Here is a 21,088-nt window from a genome sequence, read left to right as displayed (position 1 = left end):
TCCCGCCCCGCGCCTCCGGCGGCCCTCTCGCGGCGGCCCGGCGGCCCGGCGGTGCGCGTGGTGGTGGGTGCGGTGTGCCGGTGGTGGCCGCGGTCTACGTGCGGCGCCGTGCGCCGTGTGCGCGGTGCGTTGCTGTCAGCGGCGGTTGGAGGGGGGACGGGCGCGGTCGCCCCGGTCACCCCGCCCGCCGCGGTCGCTGCGCTGGCCCCGGCCGGCGAGGGCCAGGCCGGCCTGCTCGACCTCCAGCAGGCTCGCCTCGTGCCGTTCCGCCTCGTGGGCCGTCCGCCCGCCGCGCAGGCCGAACAGCCGTTTGCTCAGTGCGATGTAGAGGACGGCCGCGATGTTGACCAGCAGGAGCACGATGCGGAACGGGCTCACCTTCTCGGCGATCTCGTAGATCTCCACGGGGATGAACGCCGAGGTCACGATCACCGAGAAGTACTCGCCCCAGCGCCTCAGCAGCCACAGGCCCACGCCCTCGACGAGCATCAGCGCCGCGAGGGCGGCAAGGGCGAGGACGATCCAGGCGAGCGTGCTCGTCCGCGCCGCCAGCACGGTCCGCAGCGTGTGCACCACGCCTGACTGGTCGAGGTTCCACCCGAGCCGGTGGGCCAGCGGTTCGACCAGCGGGAGGTCCTCGTCGAAGGCCCGCCGCACGGCGTCGTGGTGCGCGCGGAACCGCCAGACGCCGTACGCGCCGCCCAGCACGAGCACCGCCTTGGCCCAGCGGAAGACGGCGATCGCCCGCAGGACCGCGGCATCCCGCAGCGCCCGGCCGCGCAGCACGACCGGGGCGTCCCCGGCCGGTCCCGCGCCGCGCGGCGGGCCCAGCGTGAAGTCGCCGCAGCGCAGGCAGCGCCACGCCTCGCCGAGCGGGGTCTCGGTGCGCAGCCGGGCCCGCAGCGCGTCCTCGTCCGGCGCGTAGGTGACGTGTCCGTGCCGTCCGCAGGCACGCAGGCTCCAGTCCACATAAAAATTCCAACACAGATGAATAGGGACACGGCGGGCAGTAAGGTCAAATAACTGTGCGCAACCTTGCCCGGATGACCACCGTCGCCTCCATCGTCGTCGCAACCGTCGTCATCGTCGTGGTCGGTGTCGTCGCGCTCGTGCTGCTGACCCGGGCGCAGGGAGGCGGGTCACAGGGGGACGGCCGGTCGAAGGTCCGGCCACAGCCGCTCGCGGCCTCGCCGCAGCCCAGCGCGCCACCCGTGCGCGCGACCGCCGAGTCGGCGAAGAAGGTCAAGGCGAACGAGGCGGGGCTGGTTCCCGTGATCATGTATCACCGCATCCTGCCCAAGCGGGTTGCCTCGATCGACCGGACCCCGGCCCAGCTGCGCAAGGAACTGGAGCGCCTGGCCAGGAGCGACTACGTGCCGATCACCGCGGCCGAACTGGTCGCCAGGAAGATCGACATCCCCGCCGGGACCCATCCCGTCGTCCTGACCTTCGACGACGGCCATCCCAGCCACTTCGCGGTGGACCGGAACGGCATGCCGAAGAACGACACGGCCGTCGGGATCATCTACGAGGTCGCCGCGAAGTATCCGAACTTCCGGCCCGCGGCGACCTTCTGGGTCAACCGCGACCCGTTCGGCCTGCGGGACCGGGAGCAGCAGAAGAAGGCCGTGAAGTGGCTGCTGGACCACGGCTTCGAGGTGGCCAACCACACCTACACCCACGCCGATCTCCGCCGGCTGTCGAACAAGCGGGTCAGCGAGCAGATAGTCCGGGAGGAGCGGCTGCTCAAGAAGATCGGCGCGCCGCCCTCGACCACCTTCGCGCTGCCGTACGGCTCCCGCCCGAGGAAGCTGAGCCGGGCGCACGACGGGAAGTGGGACGGCACCCGGTACCACTTCGACGCCGTCTTCCTGGCCGGAGCGGAGCCCGCGGTTTCGCCCTACGCGAAAAGCTTCCCGCGCTACGCGATCCCGAGGATCCAGTCCAACGGAAAACGCGGGGACTGCCGGCGCTGGTGCACGACCTACTGGCTCGACTGGCTCGGGGAACACCCAAAAAAGCGTTACACCTCGGACGGGGATCCGGACCGGGTGTCCGTGCCGCGCAAACTCCGGGCAACGCTCTCGCCGGACCGTGCCAAGTCCGTGATCACGTACTAGGGGGAACGCCCGGTTGCCTCGGATTGACCCGGCTCGCCATGTCTCATATGCTGATCGCTGCGCTGTGGGCTCGCGCGCGTCACGGACGGAGCGGGCTCGCGCTCGGTCATCTGGTCGCTACCAGGAACAAACGGCACCCCGGTGAACGAAAACAGGCCCGCCGCGCTTCTGTCACAACGACATCTGTCCGGTTCGGAGCAATTCCACACATGACGAGCAGCACTGAGGCCACCTCGAGCACCCCGCAGGTAGCGGTCAACGACATCGGTTCCGAGGAGGCCTTCCTCGCCGCGATCGACGAGACCATCAAGTACTTCAACGACGGCGACATCGTTGAGGGCACCGTCGTCAAGGTCGATCGAGACGAGGTCTTGCTCGACATTGGCTACAAGACCGAGGGCGTCATCCCGTCCCGCGAGCTTTCGATCAAGCACGACGTCGACCCGGCTGACGTCGTCGAGGTCGGAGAGCACGTCGAGGCCCTGGTCCTCCAGAAGGAGGACAAGGAAGGCCGCCTCATCCTGTCCAAGAAGCGCGCCCAGTACGAGCGCGCCTGGGGCACGATCGAGAAGATCAAGGACGAGGACGGCATCGTCACCGGCACGGTCATCGAGGTCGTCAAGGGCGGCCTGATCCTCGACATCGGCCTGCGTGGCTTCCTCCCGGCCTCCCTCGTGGAGATGCGCCGGGTCCGCGACCTTCAGCCGTACGTCGGGCGCGAGCTCGAGGCGAAGATCATAGAGCTCGACAAGAACCGCAACAACGTGGTCCTGTCGCGCCGCGCCTGGCTTGAGCAGACCCAGTCCGAGGTGCGCCAGACGTTCCTCAACACCCTCCAGAAGGGCCAGGTCCGCAAGGGCGTCGTGTCCTCGATCGTCAACTTCGGTGCGTTCGTCGACCTCGGCGGCGTCGACGGTCTGGTGCACGTGTCGGAGCTGTCCTGGAAGCACATCGACCACCCGTCCGAGGTCGTCGAGGTGGGCCAGGAGGTCACCGTCGAGGTTCTCGACGTCGACATGGAGCGCGAGCGGGTCTCCCTGTCGCTCAAGGCGACGCAGGAGGACCCCTGGCAGCAGTTCGCCCGCACGCACCAGATCGGCCAGGTCGTGCCCGGCCGGGTCACCAAGCTGGTGCCGTTCGGTGCGTTCGTCCGGGTCGAGGAGGGCATCGAGGGCCTGGTCCACATCTCCGAGCTGGCCGAGCGCCACGTGGAGATCCCGGAGCAGGTCGTGCAGGTCGGCGACGAGATCTTCGTGAAGATCATCGACATCGACCTGGACCGCCGCCGCATCTCGCTGTCCCTCAAGCAGGCCAACGAGGGTGTCGGCGCCGAGGTCGAGTTCGACCCCACGCTGTACGGCATGGCGGCGACCTACGACGACCAGGGCAACTACATCTACCCCGAGGGCTTCGACGCCGAGACCGGCGAGTGGCTCGAGGGCTTCGACAAGCAGCGCGAGGAGTGGGAGCGGCAGTACGCCGAGGCCCAGGCCCGCTTCGAGGCGCACCGCTCGCAGATCGAGAAGGCCCGCCAGGAGGAGGCGGCGGCCAGCGAGGCCGCTCCGTCGTCCTACAGCGGCGGCGGCGAGTCCACCTCGCAGTCCTCCTCCACCGGCGGCGGCGCTCTCGCCTCCGACGAGGCCCTCGCGGCCCTGCGTGAGAAGCTGGCCGGCGGCCAGAGCTGACGCGCGGTCCCGACGGGCTGACACACGGCCCCGACGGACATCGGAACACCAAAGGAAAGGCCCCGCTTCGGCGGGGCCTTTCCGCTGTCCGCACCCGGCCCGCCGGTCGCACCGAGTTGATCGCCGATAGGGTGGCGGCGTGGTGGAGATCGCGCGGGCCGTGCCCGGGGACGCCGGGGAGATCCTGACCCTGCAACGGGCCGCGTACGTGACCGAGGCGCAGCTTTACGGCGACCCGTTCATCGCGCCGCTCGTGGAGTCGCTGGATCAGGTGCGTACGGTGATCGAGACGGCGATCGTGCTGAAGGCGACGGACGGCGGGCGGGTGGTCGGCGCGGTCCGGGGCCGGTTGTCCGGCTCGACCTGCCTGGTGGGCCGGCTCGTGGTCGCGCCCGACCGGCAGGGGCAGGGGATCGGCAGCGCGCTGCTGGCCGCGATCCACGAGGCGGTGCCCGAGGCGGCGGCGTTCGACCTGTTCACCGGGCATCTGTCGGAGGGGAACCTGCGCCTCTACCGGCGTCTCGGCTATCGGGAGACCCAGCGGGAGCGGGTGCAGGACCACCTGATGCTGGTCCACCTGCGGCGGGAGCCCCAGCCCGCCCGATAGGCTGCGGGGCGTGCTGAAGGTTGGGCTCACGGGCGGCATAGGTTCGGGCAAGAGCGAGGTGTCGCGCCGGCTGGCCGCGCGCGGCGCCGTCGTGGTCGACGCCGACAAGATCGCCAGAGAGGTCGTGGAACCCGGCACCCCCGGGCTCGCGCAGATCGTCGCGGCTTTCGGCGAGGAAGTCCTCCGCCCCGACGGCACCCTCGACCGGGAACGGCTCGGCTCGATCGTGTTCGCCGACACCGAGAAGTTGCGGGTCCTCAACGGAATCGTCCACCCCAGGGTGGGCGAGCGCAGTGAGCAACTGCAGCGGGAGGCGCCGGACGACGCGGTCGTCGTCTACGACGTGCCGCTGCTGGCCGAGAACAAGCTGGCTCCGCTGTACGACGTGGTGATCGTCGTGGACACGCCGGACGACGTGCGGCTGGAGCGGCTGCTGCGGTCGCGCGGCATGCCGGAGGCGGACGCCCGCGCCCGGATCGCGGCCCAGGCCTCCCGGGAGGACCGGCTGAGGATCGCCGACATCGTGATCGGCAACAGTGGTTCCCTGGACGAACTGGACGCCCAGGTCGACAAGGTCTGGCAGGACCTGACCGCCCGCGCCTTCTAGCAGCGCCGACGACCGGCGGAGCCGGGCGGCTCCGGTCGGGGAGCGGATGAGCGGTTCATCGCCCGCCACGTGGGCCGCCTTCCATGCGAATCTACATCGTAAAGGCGTCCGCACGGCTTTCCTACGGTCCGCATGGCCGAAGGCCATCGCCTTGCCGGACCTTGACCTCGTCTGGCTAATGGCTTTAGCCTCAAGGCTATGAGAATAAGCCTGGAGGACGGCGTGACCGAGAGCGGCGTGACACGGTTCCTGAAGATCGGCGAGGGCGAGATCGCGTACGACGTGATCGGGGAGGGCCCGCTGGTCGTGCTGGTCCCCGGGATGGGGGACAGCAGGCGCGCCTACCGGTTCCTCGCGCCCGTGCTGGCCGCCGCCGGGTACCGCGTGGCGGCCGTGGACCTGCGCGGGCACGGCGAGTCGAGCCTCGGCTGGGACTCCAACACCCGCACCGACACCGCGAACGACATCGTCGCCCTGATCGAGCACCTGGGCGGGCCCGCCGTCGTCGTGGGGCATTCGTTCGCCGGAGGGGCGGCCACCATCGCGGCGGCGCGGCGGCCCGAGCTCGTCGGCGCGCTCGTGGAGATCGGCCCGTTCACCCGGCCGCAGCAGCCCGACCTGGGTGGGTTGCTGCGCGACAGCGCCTACCGCAGGGGCATGACGCTGCTGATGGGCGTGGCGATCTTCCGCAGCACCGGGATGTGGAAGAGCTACCTCGCTCACGCCTACCCCGGCGTCAGGCCGGCCGACTGGGCGGACTACCTGACCGCTCTGGGCGACGACCTGGCCGGGCCGGGCCGCATGGCCGTGCTCAGCGCGATGGGCACGGCCGCCCCGAAGGACGCCGGCGCGCACCTCGGCGGCATCCGCTGCGCCGCCCTGGTCGTCATGGGGTCTCGGGACCCCGACTGGGCCGACCCCCGCGCCGAGGCGGACGGCATTGTCGCCGGCATGCCTGCCGGGCTGGGCAGAGTGGCGATGATCGACGGCGCCGGGCACTACCCGCACGCGCAGTACCCCGGCGAGGTCGCCGCCGCCGTGCTCGCGTTCCTCAAGGAGGAGGCCCGTGCCTAGGGCCGCGCTGTCCCCGGACGCCGTCGTCGCCCTCGCGCTGCGGCTGGTGGACGAGGAGGGCCCGGACGCGCTCACCCTGTCCGCGGTCGCCGGGCGGGCGGGAGTCGCCACCCCTTCGCTCTACAAGCACGTACGCGGGCTCGCCGAGTTGCGTGGCCTGGTCTCCGGGCGGGTGCTGGCGGAGCTGACCGAGATCGCGGCGGAGGCGGCGCTCGGCCGGTCGGGCGACGACGCGCTGTGCGCGCTGATGGACGGCTGGCGAGCGTACGCCGCCCGGCACCCGCACCGTTACTCGGTGCTGGTCCAGGCGCCGCTCCCGGAGACGGCCGAGGCGGGGGAGCGGCTCGTCGGCGTCCTCCTCGCGGCGCTGCGGGCGTACGGCCTGGAGGGCTCGGCGGCGATCCACGCGGTCCGCTGCCTGCGCGCCGTGACGCACGGGTTCGCCGTCCTGGAGGCGGAAGGCGCGTTCCGTCTCGCCGAGGACCTGGACGAGAGCTACGCCCTGCTGGCCCACATGGTCGTCTCCGGGCTCCGCACCGCCCGCGAAACGAGCATCACGAGCACCGAGCCGTCCGAGCGCTGACCCCCCGGCGGGTCAGAAGGGCTCGTCCAGGGCCAGCCGCCGGACCTCCGGCAGGTATTCGTCGAGCTCGCCCGGCTCGAACCGGCACATGCCGATCACGAACCAGAACTGGCCCGTCACGTCGCCCTCCAGCTTGTACAGCCCGTCAGGGGAGAAGGCGGCCCAGCCCTCCGGCAGGCCGAGCAGGGTCGTGCGGCGCCTGCGCCCCGGGACGTCCCACAGGATCACCACGCCGTCGTCCCCGCCGCTGGCGAGCAGGTCGCCCGAGGGATGGAACGCGACGGACCAGACGCGGCGGCCGTGGCCGGCGAGCGTGCCGACGCGCGCGCCGGTCGACGGGTCCCACAGGTGGACGGCGAGGTCGTCGCCGGCCGTGGCGAGCAGGTCGCCCGACGGGCTGAAGGCCGCCGTCCACAGCCGGCCGCCGCCGTCGAGCACGTGCGCGCACTCGCCGGAGGCGACGTCCCACAGGCGGGCGGTGCCGTCGTTGCTCGCGCTGACCAGCAGGTCGCCCGACGGGGAGAAGGCCACCGCGTAGACCCGGTCGCCGTGGCCGTCCAGCGTCGCCGTGCACGTGCCCGTCCGGAGGTCCCACAGCCGCGCCCTGCGGTCGTCGCAGCCGGTGGCGACGAACCGGCCGCCGGGGTCGAAGGCGATCGACCTGACCCGTCCCCGGTGCCCGGAGAGGTTCGCGACCTGCCGCCCGGTGGGGCGGTACCACAGCCGCACGCTGTCGTCGTCGTTGGCGGTGGCCAGCAGTTCCCCGTCGGGGCTGAACGCCTCGGCCCAGACATGGTCGGTCTCCACGTTGAGCTCGCGCTCGTACACCCCCGCCACCGGGTTCCACAGGTAGACCCCGCCGTCGTTGCTCGCGGTCGCCAGCAGCGGGCCGGCCGGGCTGAAGACGGCCGACACCAGCCGGTCGGCCGTCCCGGTGAGGGAGCGCAGGCGGCGTCCCGTCGCCGGGTCCCACAGGCGTACGTAACCGTCGTTGCCGCAGGCGGCGAGCATGCCGCCGTCGGCGGAGAAGCGGACCGAGGTGATGCGGCGGCCGTGCCCGCGCAGCGTCTGCGCGCACTGGCCGGTGCGCGGATCCCACAGGCGGGCGGTGCCGTCGTTGCTGCTGGTCGCGAGTTGCCGGCCGTCCGGGCGGAAGGCGAACGGCCACACCGATCCCCGGTGCCCGGTCAGCTCGGCCCGCGCCTGGGCGGTGACGGGGTCCCAGATCCGTACGACGCCGTCGCTGTCACCGGTGGCGAGCAGTTCCCCGGTGGGGTCGAACAGCACCTGGTAGACCGCGCCGCGGTGCCCCGGCAGGCTGCCGGCCGCCTCGCCCGTGACCGGGTCCCACAGCCGTACGGCCCCCTCGGTGTCACCGGAGGCGAGCAGCCGGCCCTCCGGGTGGAAGGCGAGGGAGTAGATCCGCCCGGGGTGGCCGGTCAGCTCGTGCAGCGCGGCGCCGGAGCGGGGGTCCCAGAGGCGCAGCACGCCCTGCCCGTCGCCGGCGGCCAGGCGGGTGCCGTCGGGGCTGAGCACCAGCCGGTAGACGGCTCCGCTGTGGCCACGCAGATGATGGCGCACCTGCCCGGTGGCGAGGTCCCACACGCGGATCACCCCCGCGCGGTCGCCGGTCACCAGCAGCCCGGGCAGGAAGACGGCGGTGTAGATCGGGGCGGTGTGGCCCGGCAGTTCCCGCACGAGCTCTCCAGACGCCCAGATCCGCACGACCCCGTCGGCGCCGCCGGCCGCGATCAGGTCGCCGGAGGTCACCACGGGCCACACCCCCTCGGGGTGGCCGTGCAGGACGTGGGACGGCGCTCCGGTGTGGGGGTCCCACACCCGCACGGTCCCGTCGCTTGCGCCGGTCACCAGCCCGGCCTCGCCGTAGGCGACCTTGTAGACGCGGCCGCGGTGGCCGTGCAGCGTGCGCAGCGCCGACCCGGTGACGGCGTCGCAGACCAGCACGCCGCCGTCCTCCCCGCCGAGCGCGAGCACGCCGCCGTCGGGGTGGTAGGCGACCGGCTCGGGCAGGCGGCTGCTCTCGAAGTGGTAGCCGTACGGGACGCCCACGACGGCGGGGGCGGGCTCGGCGCCGACCGTGTCGCCCGCCCGTCCGGGGCCGCCGGGCCCGGCCGGTACGGCGGGTGCGACGGCCGCGCCGCGCAGTTCCGGCGCGGCGAAGGGGACGCCGGTGGAGCCGATGAGCGCGGCCCGGTCCCAGCGGCTGCCCTCGACGGCGACGTCCCGCAGGTCGGCGCGGGCGAGCCGGGCCCGGGTGAGGTCCGCGCCGCGCAGGTCCGCGCCCACCAGCACGGCCTCGTCCAGGCGGGCGCCGGCCAGCCGGGCGTCCCTCAGCACGGCGTGGGAGAGGTCGGCCCCGACGAGCCGGGTGTCGGTCAGGTCGGCGCCGGTGAGGTCGACGCCCTGCAGTTCGCGGTACGACAGGTCCTCGCCGCTGAGCCGCGCCCCGCGCAGGTCGGTGCGCGCCGAGGTGCGCAGCCGGGTCGTCACCTTGATGGCGTTGGCCCGGGCGACGTCGCCGGAGGCGGGGGAGGCGAGCGTCCTGGCCGCCCACGCCTGCAGCCGCGACGCGTCGGCGAGGTCGCACAGGAAGTCGACGGTCAGCGTGGACAGCGGCCGCAGGCCCAGCCAGGCGGAAGGCCCGCCGGGGGGCCCGCCCGGAGGACCGCCGAGCGACTCCGCCAGATGACGGGCGACCAGCCACTCCGCGACCGAGGCGTGGATGAAGCCGAACAGCCCCTCGTCGGTGCGGACGAGCAGGCTGCCGGCTCCGACCGCGTGCACGGCCTGCTCGGGCGTCAGCCGCGCGGCCCCCGCCGCCCCGCCCGATCCGTACGGCACGGGGACCTGCGGATCGGCGGCCAGGCCGGTGAGCGTGTCGGCGGCCTCGGCCAGCTCGGCCGGCCGCAGGTAGGTCTCGCCGGTCTCCCACAGCCGCAGCGCGAGGGTGGTCGTGGCCCGCCACAGCTCCTCGCGGGTGAGCCCGCCGGGGGCCCCGGCCACGCCTCCGACCCGCTCCTCCTCGAAGGCCAGCCAGGTGTCGAGGATCTCCTGGTAGAGGCCGGCGGCGCTGATCGTCTCCCCGGCCCGGGCGACGGCGCGCAGCCGCTCCTCCGGCAGGTCGGCGATGAAGCTCAGCATGCGGGGGTTGTGGGCCAGGCCGAGCAGGTCGGCGATGCCGGTGAGCAGGGCCATCCGGTCGTCGGCCGCCTCCCGCGAGCCGTACCGGTTGACCAGGTAGGCGCGGATCTGCTCCTCGGTGAACTCCTCGATGCCGAGCACCCGGCGGTTGGGCAGCAGGCCGACCTTCTCGCCGAGCGCGGTCATCACCTGGCTGCGCGACTTGAAGTGCTGGGTCCGCCCGGCCACCACGATCTTGGCCTTGTCCTCCGCCGCGCGCAGCAGGGTGTCCAGGTGGTCGGCCGCCCGCTCGTACGTCACCCGGGTGACCAGCTCGTCGAACCCGTCGAACAGCAGCACGATGCGGCCCTGGCGCAGCATGTAGTGGAACGCCTTGAGGTCGATCAGCTCCTCGCCGTGGTTGGCGAGGTGCGCCGCGACCAGCCCGGCGACCGAGTGCGCCTTGTCGAGGGCGCGCAGCTCGATCAGGATCGGGATGAGGTGCGGCAGCTCGGCGGGGATGCGCCGGGCCACCTCGCGCAGCGAGAACGTCTTGCCCCGGCCGAAGTCGCCGAGCACGAGCACGAACCGCCCGTGGTCGGCCGCGAGCAGCCGCATCAGCTCGCCGCCGAGGTCGTCGCGCACCTCGCCGCCGTTGCGGTCGAGCTCGCGGAACCGCTGAGGCACGTACAGCTCCGGCGGGTAGCGCCGGTCGCCGCGCAGCCGCGCGGTCTGCCCGGCGACGTACGCCGACAGGTCGAGCAGGCCCTGGAACTCGGTGAAGCTGCGCAGGCGCAGCCCGCGCCGCAGGGCGTCGTCGCGTAACGCCCGGGGCGGCGGCGGGCCCTGGTAGACCAGCTCCGCCGCGTGCTCCAGCCCCGCCGCGTGGACGTGCCCGAGGAAGGCCTCGACGTGCTCCTCGCCCGGCTCCCCGGCGTGCGCGCCGACGAGGACCTGCCGGACGAAGCCGTCCTCGGGGTGCGTGACGAGCAGGCGCGGCGGGTCCCCGGCCACCCGTTTGATCTTGGCGCGTTCGAACCGGGTCTCGCAGACCTCGGCGATGAGGTCGAGCAGCAGGTCGGCCGGGCCGGCGGGCTCCTCGGGGGCCTCCTCCGGCGGCTCCGCGACCGGCGGCGGAGGGCTCTGCGGGCGCCATCCGCGCCAGTGGTAGGGCAGGACCTCCGGCTCGCGCAGCTCCGGCCGGTCGCGGGTCCACCGGCGCAGCCCTTCGGGCGTGAACTGGAGGATCTGGTGCCGTCCCGGAGCGAGCGCCGGCACGCACGGCAGGCCGTTCAGCTCCCCGGCCTCGGCCGGATCGCCGCGCCGGGCGTCCCGCCCGTGGACGAGCAGGTCGAGCCGGGACCCCAGCAGGCGCTCCAGGGTGTCGGCGTCACGCAGGCCGGGGCGCGGGGGATGGGCGACGACGCCGATCCGCAGCCATCCCTCGTACGGCCGCAGCCGCTCGGCGAACCACGCCGCCTGGGCCTCGCCGACGAAGCCGTGGGCGTCCTCCTCGCGGTGGCTCATCGCGATGGTCGAGTTGATCCCGGCGACGACCGTGCGAAGCTCGGGCAGCTCGAACAGCGTCCACGGCTGGGCGCTGTCGAAGGCGGGGCCGTCGAGCCCCTGGTAGAGCTCGCCGAAGAGGGTGGAGAAGTGCCGCCACTTCGGCCAGTAGGGCGGCTGCGGGCGCACGTCGTCGGCCTCGCAGGTGGCGAAGTAGGCCCGGCAGGCGGCCTTCGTGACGTCGCGCGGCCCGGGGACGACGGCCAGTCGTCCGGGTTCGAGCCCGAGCAGCACGCGCAGCCCGGTGAGGAACGCCAGGGCCTGCTCGCACTCGCGGATGCTGCCCGACTCGGTGAGGTCGCCGGTCACCACGAGCAGATCGGGCCGGGGCACCCCGGCGTCGGCGAGGCGGGTCAGGTCGGCCCACACGCTCGCCTGCAACTCGCCCGCGTCGAGCGGCTCGTCCGCCTCCGCCAGCCCGCGCCCGAAGCGCGGCCCGGCGACGTGCAGCACGGTGACCGACGACGCGCCGCCCGCGCGCTCGGCCGTCGGGAAGGCCGGCTCGGCGGCCGGGGACCGCCGCGCCCGGGGGATCCGAACGGCCGGCGGGGGGTCGGCGGGCGGCCGGAGGGCACGCGGGCCGTGCGAGCCGTGCGGACCCGGTGAGCCGTCGGCGGACCCGGCCGGGAACCGGGGCGCCTCGTCCGGTTTCGCCCGTCCGGCCAGGGCCTGCCTGATCCGGGTGAGCAACAGCCGCCGCGCCTCGCCGGGGTCGGTCACGCCGAGGAGGTCGACCCAGGTGATCGTGGAGAGCAGCCCGTCGAGCGGGCAGTCCTCCAGCCGGACCGTCACGAGCTTGTTGGACGGGTTGTCCGGATCGGCGCGCAGCGCCGCCTGCCACTCCAGCCTGCCGTACCGAGACCCCAGATAGTTGCGGGTGAGCACGGCGACGACCAGGTCGGCCTCGCTGACGCCGCGGTCCATGAAGTCGATGAAGTTGGTGCCGGGCACGAAGTCCCACGCCTGGAGCATCGTGCGGTAGCCGGCGGCTTCGAGCTGCCAGGCGATCCACGTCGCCCACCGCTCGTCGGCGGGGGAGTAGCTGACGAAGATCTCCGTTCTGGCGTCCCCGGGCCCGCTCATGCCGCCCCCTCAACCGGCGGCCCGGGCCTGCGTACCGCCCGTTGCCTGGTGATTCGCCGGCTCATGCCCTGATCGCCGCAATCGCCCATCGGCAGCCCCCATCGACGCGCGTCATGGGGCCCAGTATTCCCGCTGTCACCGACGGTTTGGAGGGGTTCGATCATCTCGCCCCCGGGGGATAGGGTGTCCGCGTGGCGAGTGGGCTGCGGCGGCTGAGCGTTCTCGACTGGATCAGGTTCGGGCTGCTCGCGGCGGGCCTGGTGTTCGTGGCCACCGGCCTGCTGCCGGCCGAGACGGCCAGGGAGAGCGTCGGGCGCATCGCGCCCCTGCTGCTGTTCCTCGGCGCGGTCATCGTGCTCGCCGAGCTGACCAAGGAGGCGCGGGTCTTCGACGTGATCGCGACCCGTATCGCGATCGTCGGCCGGGGCAGCTACGCGAGCCTCTTCCTGCTGTGCGCGGCGTTCGCCTCTCTGGTCACGATATTTCTGAACCTGGACACGACGGCCGTCCTGCTGACGCCGGTCATGCTGGCCCTGGCGCCCCGCGCGAAGATCGCCCCGCTGCCGATGGTGATGACCACGGTGTGGCTGGCCAACACCGCGAGCCTGCTGCTGCCGGTCTCCAACCTCACCAACCTGCTCGCCATGAACCGCGTCGCGCTGACCACGCAGGAGTTCGCCGCGCGCATGTGGGCGCCCCAGCTCGTCTCGATCGCGGTCACGATGGCCTTCCTCTGGGTGTTCTTCTGGCGGCGCGGCGAGCGGGGCGAGGACCGGTACGAGCCGCCGCCGCCGGTCCCGGTGCCCGACCGGGTGCTGTTCGGCGTCTCGGGGGTGGCCTGCCTGCTGTTCATCGCCGCGATCCTGGCGGGCGTCGAGATCGGCGTCGCGGCCCTCGTCGCGGCGGTCGCGGTGGTCGCCGCCTTCGCCTGGCGCGACCGGGCGAAGCTCGTGTGGAGCCTGATCCCCTGGCGGCTGCTGGTCTTCGTCACCGGCCTGTTCCTCGTGGTCCCGACGCTCAGCCGTCTCGGCCTGGCGGACGTGATGCGCGCGCTCGTCGGCGTGGGCGGCGACGGAGACGGCGCCTACCGCGCGGCCGCCGCCGGGGCCGCGCTGTCCAACGTCGTCAACAACCTCCCGGCGTACGTCGCGGGCGAGCAGGTCATCCCCGCGGCCAACCACACGCAGTTGCTGTCGCTTCTCGCGGGCACCAACCTCGGCCCGGTGATCACGCCGTGGGGGTCGCTCGCGACCCTGCTGTGGTTCGAGTGGTGCCGCCGGGGAAACGTGCGGGTGCCGCTGGCCAAGTTCGTCGTCACCGGCGCGGGCCTCGCCGTGACCGGCCTCGCCGCGACGGTGACCGTCCTGGTCCTCACCGGCTGAGCGCCCCGCCACGCGGTCCCGGCCAGGCGGCGTACGCGTGGAACGCCGCGGCTATGGACATCGCTGAGAACGACACGGGAAAAAGTTGTGGAAATCCTCATGGGTCATACGGGTGGTCCTGGTATGGGATCGTCCCGTGACAGATGAACAGCGCCCTTCGCGGCGGCGTCTCCCCGCCGGAGACATCGCCAGGGTCAGCGTCTTCGCCGCGCTGATCGCCGTGCTCGGCCTGCCGGGCACGCTGAACGTCTTCGGCGACGTGGTGCCGATCACGTTGCAGACGCTCGGCGTCATGCTCGCCGGGGCGATCCTCGGCACCTGGCGGTCCGCCCTCGCCGTCGCGGTCCTGCTCGTGCTGGTCGCCGCGGGGCTCCCGCTGCTCGCCGGCGGACGCGGCGGCCTCGGCGTCTTCGCCGGCCCCTCGGCCGGCTTCCTGGTCGGCTGGCTTCCCGGGGCGGCCCTGACCGGCTGGATCGTCGAGCGCGGCGGCCGCGCCCCGGGCACGATGCGGATACTCGCCGCCTGCCTGGCGGGCGGCGTCGGCGTGGTCTACCTGTGCGGCATCCCCGTGCAGGCGCTGGTCACCGGTCTCTCCCTGGGCAAGACCGCCCTGCTCAGCACCGCGTTCCTGCCCGGCGACCTGATCAAGGCGGTGCTGGCGGCGGTCGTGGCGCGGGGCACCCAGCGGGCCTACCCGGACGCCGTCCCGGCGGTGCACCGCGAGCGGCTGCGGGCCGGGGGACGGTGATCCACCCGTGCCGGTAGCCGACCAGGTCCTGCGCCACGCCGCCGGCCGTCCGCACCACGTCGCGGTGTCCGGCCCCGGGGGCGACCTGACCTACGCCGAGCTCGCCGGCCGCGCCGGACGGGCCGCGCGTCACCTGCGCGACCGGGGGGCCGGGCGCGGCGCGCTGGTCGCGGCCGGTCAGGCCGACCCGGTGGCCCTGCTCGTCGCCGTGCTCGCCTGCGACCTCGCGGGGGTCACGCCGCTGCTCTGCGACCACACGTGGAGCGAGGAGCGGCGCGAGCAGGTCACGGCGGCGGTGCCCGTCACCGCCCGATTCGACGCCCCGCTGCCCGGTGCGGACGGCCCGCCCGTACGGCACGATCCGGCCTCGGACGACCTGACCTGGGCCTGTTTCAGCTCCGGCAGCACCGGAAGGCCGCGCGCTCTGGTGCGCACCCGCGCCTCCTGGACCGGGTCGTTCCCCCACCTGGACGAGCTGACCGGGATCGGCCCGGACGACGTCGTGCTGATCCCCGGCCCACTGGTCTCCTCCCTGTACGGCTTCGCGGCGGCGCACACCCTGGCGTCGGGCGCCACCGCCGTGGTGCCCGGCCGGTGGTCTCCCGCGGCTCTGGCCGGGCAGTTGCGCCGGGCGACCGCCGTCCACGTGGTGCCCCACCGGCTGCCGGCCGTGCTGGACGCGCTGGAGGCGGCCGGCGGCCCGCTGCGCACGGCCGTGGTCGGCGGGGCCGCCCTGGACCCCGCCGCCCGGACCCGGGCGGCGGAGGCCGGAGTGCGTGTGGTGTCCTATTACGGCGCGACCGAGCTGTCGTTCGTCGCCGTGGACGCCGACGGCAGCGGGCTGCGGCCGTTCCCCGGCGTCGAGATCGACGTCAGGCCGGAGCCCGGGCACTCCCTGGGCGAGGTGTGGGTGCGTTCCCCCTGGCTGTGCGAGGGCTACCTGGCAGGCGCCGCGGGCCCCCTCCGCCGGGACGGCGACGGCTGGACGACGGTCGGCGACCTCGCCGAGCCGTACCGGCCGGGCGGCGTCCTGCGGCTGCGCGGCCGCGGCGACGGCGCGATCCAGACCGGCGGCGCCACGGTGGTGCCCGAGGACGTCGAGGAGGTGCTCAGGAAGGTGCCGGGAGTGAACGACGTGGTCGTGGTCGGCACGCCGCACCCGTACCTCGGCGCGGTCGTCACCGCCGTCGTCGAAGGCGCCGTAGAGGGCGCCGTCGGGGCCGTCGTGCGGACCGGCGGACTTTCCCGGGCGGCTCTGGAGGAGGTGGCGCGCGCCGAACTCGACCCGGCGCAGCGCCCCCGGCGCTGGTACGCCACCGGGTCCCTGCCCCGCACGCCCGCCGGGAAGCCGGCCCGCGGCCTGCTCGCCGCCCACCTCGCCGCCCGTTTCACCGGCGACCTGGAGAGCGGCTCCGCGAGCCGAGGCCCCGAGAGCGGTGGCCCCGAGAGCGATGGTCTGGGAAGCGGCGCGGTGATCGGCGACGCGGAGATCTGGCGGCTCGGCTGAGATGGACGACCAGCCGGTGATCGTGGCGGCCCGCCGTACCCCCATCGGCACCGCCGGTCATGCCTTCGCGACCGTGCCGGTCCACCGGCTCGCCGCCCCCGTCCTGGAGGCGGTGGTCCGCGACGCCGCGCCTCTCGGCGTTCCGGTGGACGACGTGGTGCTGGGCAACTGCACGGGCCCCGGCGGCAACCTGGCGCGGGTCTGCGCGCTGGCCGCCGGGCTGGGGCCGGAGGTGCCGGGCGTCACCGTCGACCGGCAGTGCGGCAGCGGGCTCGCCGCGATCCTGCTGGCGGCCCAGGCCGTGCGGTGCGGGGAGGCCGCCCTCGTCGTCGCCGGCGGGGCCGAGAGCGCCTCGACCGCGCCGCTGCGGGTCCGCAGGCGGGAGGGCGAGCCGGGCGTGCCGTACGAACGGGCGCCGTTCGCCCCGGAGGGCCACCCGGACCCCGACATGGGCCCGGCGGCGGAGGCGCTCGCGGCCGCGTACGGCGTGACCAGGGAGCGCCAGGACGCCTACGCCCGCCGGAGCCACGAGCGGGCGCTGGCCGCCCGCGCGGCGGGCCGGTTCGCGCGGGAGGTCGTCCCGATCGGCGGCCGGACCGACGACCAGCGGCCGCGCGTCCTGCGGCCCGCGTCGCTGGCCCGGCTGCCCGCCGCGTTCGTGCCGGGCGGCACGGTGACGGCCGGCAACTCCTCCCCGGTGAGCGACGGCGCCGCGGCCGTGGCCGTCGTGCCGGAGCGGCTGCGCGCGGCGGCCGGCCTGCCCGGCCTGCGCCTGCTGGCCGGGACCGTGACCGGCTGCGACCCCGCGCTGCCCGGATGGGGGCCGGTGCCCGCCGTACGGCGGGTGCTGGAGCGGACCGGGACGGACCTGGCGCGGGTGGCGGCGGTGGAGATCGTGGAAGCGTTCGCGGCGCAGGTGCTCACCGTCACCGACGCGCTCGGTCTCGACCCGCTCGGCGCGGACGCGGACCGGGTCTGCGCCGACGGCGGCGCGCTCGCCCTCGGCCATCCCTGGGGCGCGACCGGCGCCGTCGTGGTGACCCGGCTGTTCGGCCGGCTCCTCGGGGAGGGAGCGCCGCCGGGCACGCTGGGCCTGGCGGCGGTCGCGGTCGGCGGCGGTCTGGGGATCGCCGCCCTGTTCGAGGTGGTCTGAGTGATCCGGCTGACGGACGTCCATGTGCGGCTCGGGCAGCGGGAGGTGCTGCGCGGCGTCACGGCCACGCTGACCGAGCGCCGGGTGGGGGTGATCGGGGCCAACGGCTCGGGCAAGAGCACGCTCGCCCGCCTGCTCAACGGCCTGGTGCTGCCGTCGTCGGGCACCGTCACGGTGTCCGGGCTCGACACGCGCCGCCACGCGGCCCGGATCAGGCGCGGCGTCGGGTTCCTGTTCACCGACCCCGACGCGCAGATCGTGATGCCGACGGTGGCCGAGGACGTCGCCTTCTCGCTGCGGCGCAAGGGCCTGCCGCGCGAGGAGACCGAGCGCCGGGTGCGGGAGACGCTGGAGAGGTACGGCCTCGCGGACCACGCCGACCACCCCGCCCACCACCTGTCCGGCGGGCAGAAGCAGTTGCTCGCCCTCTGCTCGGTCCTGGTGCTCGAACCGGAGATCCTCGTCATGGACGAGCCCACCACCCTGCTCGACCTGCGGCACTCCCGGCAGGTCGCGGGCGTGCTGCGGACCCTGCCCCAGCAGGTGGTGGTGGTCACCCACGACCTCGCGCTGCTGGAGGACTTCGACCGCGTGCTCGTGGTGGACCAGGGCCGCGTCGTCGCCGACGCCGATCCCGCGACCGCGATCGGCCACTACCGGAAGATGATGGCGTGAAGGGCCTCACCGGCGCCTACGTGCCGGGCGGCTCGCCCCTGCACCGGCTGCCCGCGGGCGTCAAGCTCGCCGGGCTCGCCGTGTGCTGCACGGTGCTCCTGCTGCTGCGCCCGACCGCCGCGCTGGCGGCCGCCGTCGTCGTCGTGGCGGCCCTGTACGCAGTGTCGGGCGTGGGCGCGGCGGCGGCCTGGGCGCAGGTGCGGCCGGTCCGCTGGTTCGCCCTGGTCCTGTTCGGGATGCAACTGGTGGTCGCGGACCTGTCCGGCGCGGTGTCGTCCACGCTCCGCGTCGTACTCGCGATCGCCCTCGCCGGGCTGGTCACCCTCACGACGCGCACCAGCGATCTCATGGCCTTCCTGGAGCGGTGCCTCGCCCCCGCGAGGTTCGCCGGGCTCGACCCGTTCCGCCTGTCGCTGCTGCTGTCTCTCACGCTGCGCAGCGTGCCGGTCGTCGCGGAACTGGCCACCCGGGTCAGGGAGGCCCAGCGCGCCAGAGGCGTCGAACGGAGCCCGCGCGCCTTCGCCGTCCCGCTCGTGGTGGGCGCCCTGCGGCACGCCGACGCCCTGGGCGAGGCGCTCGCCGCCCGCGGCCTGGACGACTAGACCGGGGGGAGGGCGGGAGCGAGGCGGCGGGCCTCGGCGACCAGGTCGAGGAGGTCGCCGACCAGGGCGGGCGGCGCGGCGACGAAGCTGCGGTCCTCGGGCGGTCCCTCGGCGGACGCCTCGAAGGGCCTTCCGTCGAACCCCCGGATCTCCACCCCGGCCTCCCGCGCGATCAGCGCACCGGCGGGCAGGTCGAGACCCTCGGCGTGATAGCCGATCATGCCGTCGATGTCGCCGCGGGCGAGCATCGCCCAGCACAGCAGCGGCGCCCACAGCTGGAGCACCCGCCGGGCGCGGACCTCCATCGTCATCCTCAGCGACCGCGCCGCCCGGTCGCGCCGGGAGACCCCGTGGCCCTGCGTCCAGCCCAGCACCGGGCCGTGCGGGAGGGCCCGCTGTGGCGGCCCGGTCAGCCGCCCTGCGGGCCCGGACGCCCCCGCATCGCGTACGGCCGACCAGGTGTGGCCGGACACCGGTTCGTGGACGACGCCCACCACCGGGCGGGAGCCCGCGCACAGCGCCAGGCCCACGACGTACGCCGGGAGGCCGATCGCCACGTTGTTGGTGCCGTCGAGGGGATCGACCAGCCAGGTCCACCCCCCGCCCGCCGGGTCGTCCCCGGGGCGGCCCGCGGGCGGGCCGGGATCGGATCCGGCGTGAACCCCCGACTCCTCGGCCACGATGCGGTGGGCCGGGAACGCCGCCCGGACGCGTTCGATGATCAGCTTCTCGGCGGCCAGGTCGAGGTCGGTCACGACGTCGCCCGACGCGCCCTTCGGCCGGGCGACGGCCGCGCCCGGCACGCTCTCCCTGAGCATCGACCCGGCGGCCAGGGCGGCCTCCACGGCTATCCGCCTTGCGTGTTCGAGGTCCACAGGCTTCTCCTGGCCAGCTCGGCGGCACGTGCGGTCTCGGCGGCGTCGAGGCGTTCCCGCCTGACGTGGTGGAGGGGCGTGGCGAGCGGGCCGAGCGACAGGTCTCCCCGTTCCGGCCTGACGCGGCCGAGGGCCACCGTGGCGGCCTCGCCGTCCTCGGGGATGACGCTGCTGTGGAAGGCGCCCGCGACGAGAGTATAGGTGTCTCCCGCGCCGAAGAGATCGGCGCGCCCGGGGGCGTACCTGACCGTCCTGCCGGTGGGCCGCAGGACGTCGCCCTCAGGGGTGCTGACCACCTCGAACACACGGTGGGTGGGGGACTCGGCCGTGTCGGTCAGCGCGGCGTGGACGTTGCGCACCTGGCCGTACAGGACGTGGCTGATCAGGTCCCAGCTGTGGCAGTGGATCTGCGAGGTGGTGCTGCGCGCGGGCCGCGCGGCGGAGGTCCAGATGTGCACGCACACCCCGATGCCGCCGTCGCGTTCCACGGGCAGGCAGAGGAACCCGAGCGGATGCCGCACGCCGAGGACCGGGGTGCCGCCCGCCGCGATCTCGGTGAGCACGCCGAGCGCCCACTCGCGGGCGTTCCCGCCCGTCAGCACGCCGAGCACCTCCCGATATCTCATGGCCGGCGGCTCACGGCGCGTACGGGTCCTTGGCGCGCAGGGCCTTGCGGGTGACGTCGACCACGTCCCGGTCGGTGAACGACTTGGGCAGGGACAGCTCGACGCCGTCGAACAGCCGGCGTACCTCCTCGACCGTCGGCTCGTCGCTCAGCTGCACCGACCGGTAGCGGTCGATCGGCAGGCGGCGGGCCTGCTCGAAGCTGGTGCGCAGCTCGGCGCCGCAGCTTCCGTAGAAGAACGAACCGCTGTAGGCGATGATCGCCCGGTTGGGGTCCTCGGAGGTCATGATGAGGGCGTGGTCCGACATGTCCCAGCGGAAGGTCGTCATGACCGGGGACAGCCCGACCGCGATGTCGAGCAGGCCGTACCGCTGGCGGTACCAGAACGCGGCCAGGACGCTCGCGTACGACTCCTTCCTGGCGCGTTCGGTCGTCCACATCTCGCCCGTGCCGTCCGGGCGATCCGACAGCGACCTTCGGTAGTGCGCGTAGCTCTCGCACACCGCCTCGTCGGTGGGGTCGATGATCTCCATCCGGATCGTGAGGTGCCGTCGGTCGCGCCGCGCGGCGGCCACGCACTCGGGGAGCGTGACGGCACGCATGTAGGTGCCGGTGCCGCCCTTGAACGTCCAGTGGTCGGTGCCCCGCCGCGCGTCGGCGTGCGCCTGGGCGATCTCGTGCCGGCTGCCGAGGATGCGGATGACCGCCATGTCCTCCAGCGCCCTGCGGGTGCCCGCGACCAGCTCCTCCAGCTGGTCGAGGCGGCCGAGACGCTCGGGCAGCCGCGCCAGGACGCCGGAGGTGGCGTGCATGGCCTCCTCGACCGGCTCCTGCCGGGCGCGGTCACGCAGCAGCGCGGTCGCCACCAGGGCCAGGACGACCAGCGTGGTGCCGCTGACGAGCTGCGACTTGACCTTGTCGGACAGGACGTCGTCGGGCAGCACGCCGAGCACGCCCACCACCACGGCCAGCACCAGGGCGATGGCGCCGTCGACGTTCTTGCCGGCCCACGCGGCGGCCTGGCCCACGGCATCTCGCAACCCCGCCATAGGTCC

General features: G+C 74.1%; 17 protein-coding genes. 12 read left to right on the top strand and 5 right to left on the bottom strand.

Translation table 11 applies throughout. The features are described from left to right. Positions 1-135: 135 nt before the first annotated feature. A complete protein-coding gene (locus HHX40_RS00475) occupies positions 136-969 on the bottom strand; it encodes a DUF2127 domain-containing protein (RefSeq protein ID WP_182879018.1) in 834 nt (277 codons plus the stop codon). A gap of 74 nt (positions 970-1,043) precedes the next feature. Between HHX40_RS00475 and HHX40_RS00470 the strand changes: the two genes are divergently transcribed. The 6 genes from HHX40_RS00470 (at position 1,044) to HHX40_RS37495 (ending at position 6,676) form a co-directional block, all read left to right on the top strand. Continuing rightward, positions 1,044-2,120 (top strand): polysaccharide deacetylase family protein, encoded by a 1,077-nt coding sequence (locus HHX40_RS00470; RefSeq protein ID WP_182879017.1) that lies wholly within the window; start codon positions 1,044-1,046, stop codon positions 2,118-2,120. A 209-nt stretch (positions 2,121-2,329) separates the two neighbouring features. After that, positions 2,330-3,805, top strand: coding sequence for a 30S ribosomal protein S1 (gene rpsA, locus HHX40_RS00465; protein ID WP_117408740.1), 1,476 nt, complete (start codon positions 2,330-2,332; stop codon positions 3,803-3,805). 139 nt (positions 3,806-3,944) lie between these two features. Next, a complete protein-coding gene (locus tag HHX40_RS00460; protein ID WP_182877152.1) occupies positions 3,945-4,412 on the top strand; it encodes a GNAT family N-acetyltransferase in 468 nt (155 codons plus the stop codon). Between the two features lie 10 nt (positions 4,413-4,422). Then, complete coding sequence (coaE, locus tag HHX40_RS00455; RefSeq protein ID WP_182879016.1) at positions 4,423-5,019, top strand: dephospho-CoA kinase; 597 nt, start codon at positions 4,423-4,425, stop codon at positions 5,017-5,019. Positions 5,020-5,217: 198 nt separating this feature from the next. Beyond that, positions 5,218-6,093, top strand: a complete 876-nt coding sequence (locus tag HHX40_RS00450; RefSeq protein ID WP_182879015.1) for an alpha/beta fold hydrolase — start codon at positions 5,218-5,220, stop codon at positions 6,091-6,093. Then, on the top strand, positions 6,086-6,676 hold the full coding sequence (locus HHX40_RS37495) for a TetR/AcrR family transcriptional regulator (protein WP_182879014.1): 591 nt from the start codon (positions 6,086-6,088) through the stop codon (positions 6,674-6,676). Before HHX40_RS00450 ends, HHX40_RS37495 begins: the two co-directional genes overlap by 8 nt. A 12-nt stretch (positions 6,677-6,688) precedes the next feature. On the opposite strand, the gene HHX40_RS00440 is transcribed toward HHX40_RS37495, so the two are convergent. Beyond that, positions 6,689-12,466, bottom strand: a complete 5,778-nt coding sequence (locus tag HHX40_RS00440; protein ID WP_182879013.1) for a TIR domain-containing protein — start codon at positions 12,464-12,466, stop codon at positions 6,689-6,691. A gap of 191 nt (positions 12,467-12,657) precedes the next feature. Between HHX40_RS00440 and HHX40_RS00435 the strand changes: the two genes are divergently transcribed. The 6 genes from HHX40_RS00435 (at position 12,658) to HHX40_RS00410 (ending at position 18,533) form a co-directional block, all read left to right on the top strand. Further along, positions 12,658-13,848, top strand: a complete 1,191-nt coding sequence (locus HHX40_RS00435; RefSeq protein WP_182879012.1) for an SLC13 family permease — start codon at positions 12,658-12,660, stop codon at positions 13,846-13,848. Positions 13,849-13,984: 136 nt separating this feature from the next. Further along, complete coding sequence (locus tag HHX40_RS00430) at positions 13,985-14,596, top strand: biotin transporter BioY (RefSeq protein WP_182879011.1); 612 nt, start codon at positions 13,985-13,987, stop codon at positions 14,594-14,596. Between the two features lie 7 nt (positions 14,597-14,603). Further along, complete coding sequence (locus HHX40_RS00425) at positions 14,604-16,103, top strand: class I adenylate-forming enzyme family protein (protein WP_182879010.1); 1,500 nt, start codon at positions 14,604-14,606, stop codon at positions 16,101-16,103. Between the two features lies 1 nt (position 16,104). Further along, positions 16,105-17,256, top strand: a complete 1,152-nt coding sequence (locus HHX40_RS00420; protein ID WP_182879009.1) for a thiolase family protein — start codon at positions 16,105-16,107, stop codon at positions 17,254-17,256. Continuing rightward, positions 17,257-17,931: an energy-coupling factor ABC transporter ATP-binding protein gene (locus tag HHX40_RS00415; RefSeq protein WP_182879008.1), complete on the top strand. Its 675-nt coding sequence runs from the start codon at positions 17,257-17,259 to the stop codon at positions 17,929-17,931. It begins immediately after the preceding gene. Continuing rightward, on the top strand, positions 17,928-18,533 hold the full coding sequence (locus tag HHX40_RS00410; protein WP_182879007.1) for an energy-coupling factor transporter transmembrane component T family protein: 606 nt from the start codon (positions 17,928-17,930) through the stop codon (positions 18,531-18,533). The genes HHX40_RS00415 and HHX40_RS00410 overlap by 4 nt, the downstream gene beginning before the upstream one ends. On the opposite strand, the gene HHX40_RS00405 is transcribed toward HHX40_RS00410, so the two are convergent. Genes HHX40_RS00405 through HHX40_RS00395 form a run of 3 tightly spaced genes read right to left on the bottom strand, consistent with a single transcriptional unit; the run spans position 18,530 to position 21,082 of the window. Continuing rightward, positions 18,530-19,408, bottom strand: a complete 879-nt coding sequence (locus tag HHX40_RS00405; RefSeq protein WP_182879006.1) for an inositol monophosphatase family protein — start codon at positions 19,406-19,408, stop codon at positions 18,530-18,532. The genes HHX40_RS00410 and HHX40_RS00405 overlap by 4 nt on opposite strands. Beyond that, complete coding sequence (locus HHX40_RS00400; RefSeq protein ID WP_182877429.1) at positions 19,381-20,034, bottom strand: hypothetical protein; 654 nt, start codon at positions 20,032-20,034, stop codon at positions 19,381-19,383. Before HHX40_RS00400 ends, HHX40_RS00405 begins: the two co-directional genes overlap by 28 nt. Before the next feature lie 10 nt (positions 20,035-20,044). Further along, positions 20,045-21,082, bottom strand: coding sequence for a hypothetical protein (locus HHX40_RS00395; RefSeq protein WP_220498516.1), 1,038 nt, complete (start codon positions 21,080-21,082; stop codon positions 20,045-20,047). Between the last annotated feature and the right edge of the window lie 6 nt (positions 21,083-21,088).

The organism is Microbispora sp. H10949 (assembly GCF_014161435.1).
Taxonomy (GTDB): Bacteria; Actinomycetota; Actinomycetes; order Streptosporangiales; family Streptosporangiaceae; genus Microbispora; species Microbispora triticiradicis.
Note: the sequence above shows the minus strand (reverse complement) of the source record. Positions and strands in the feature narration are given on the sequence as shown.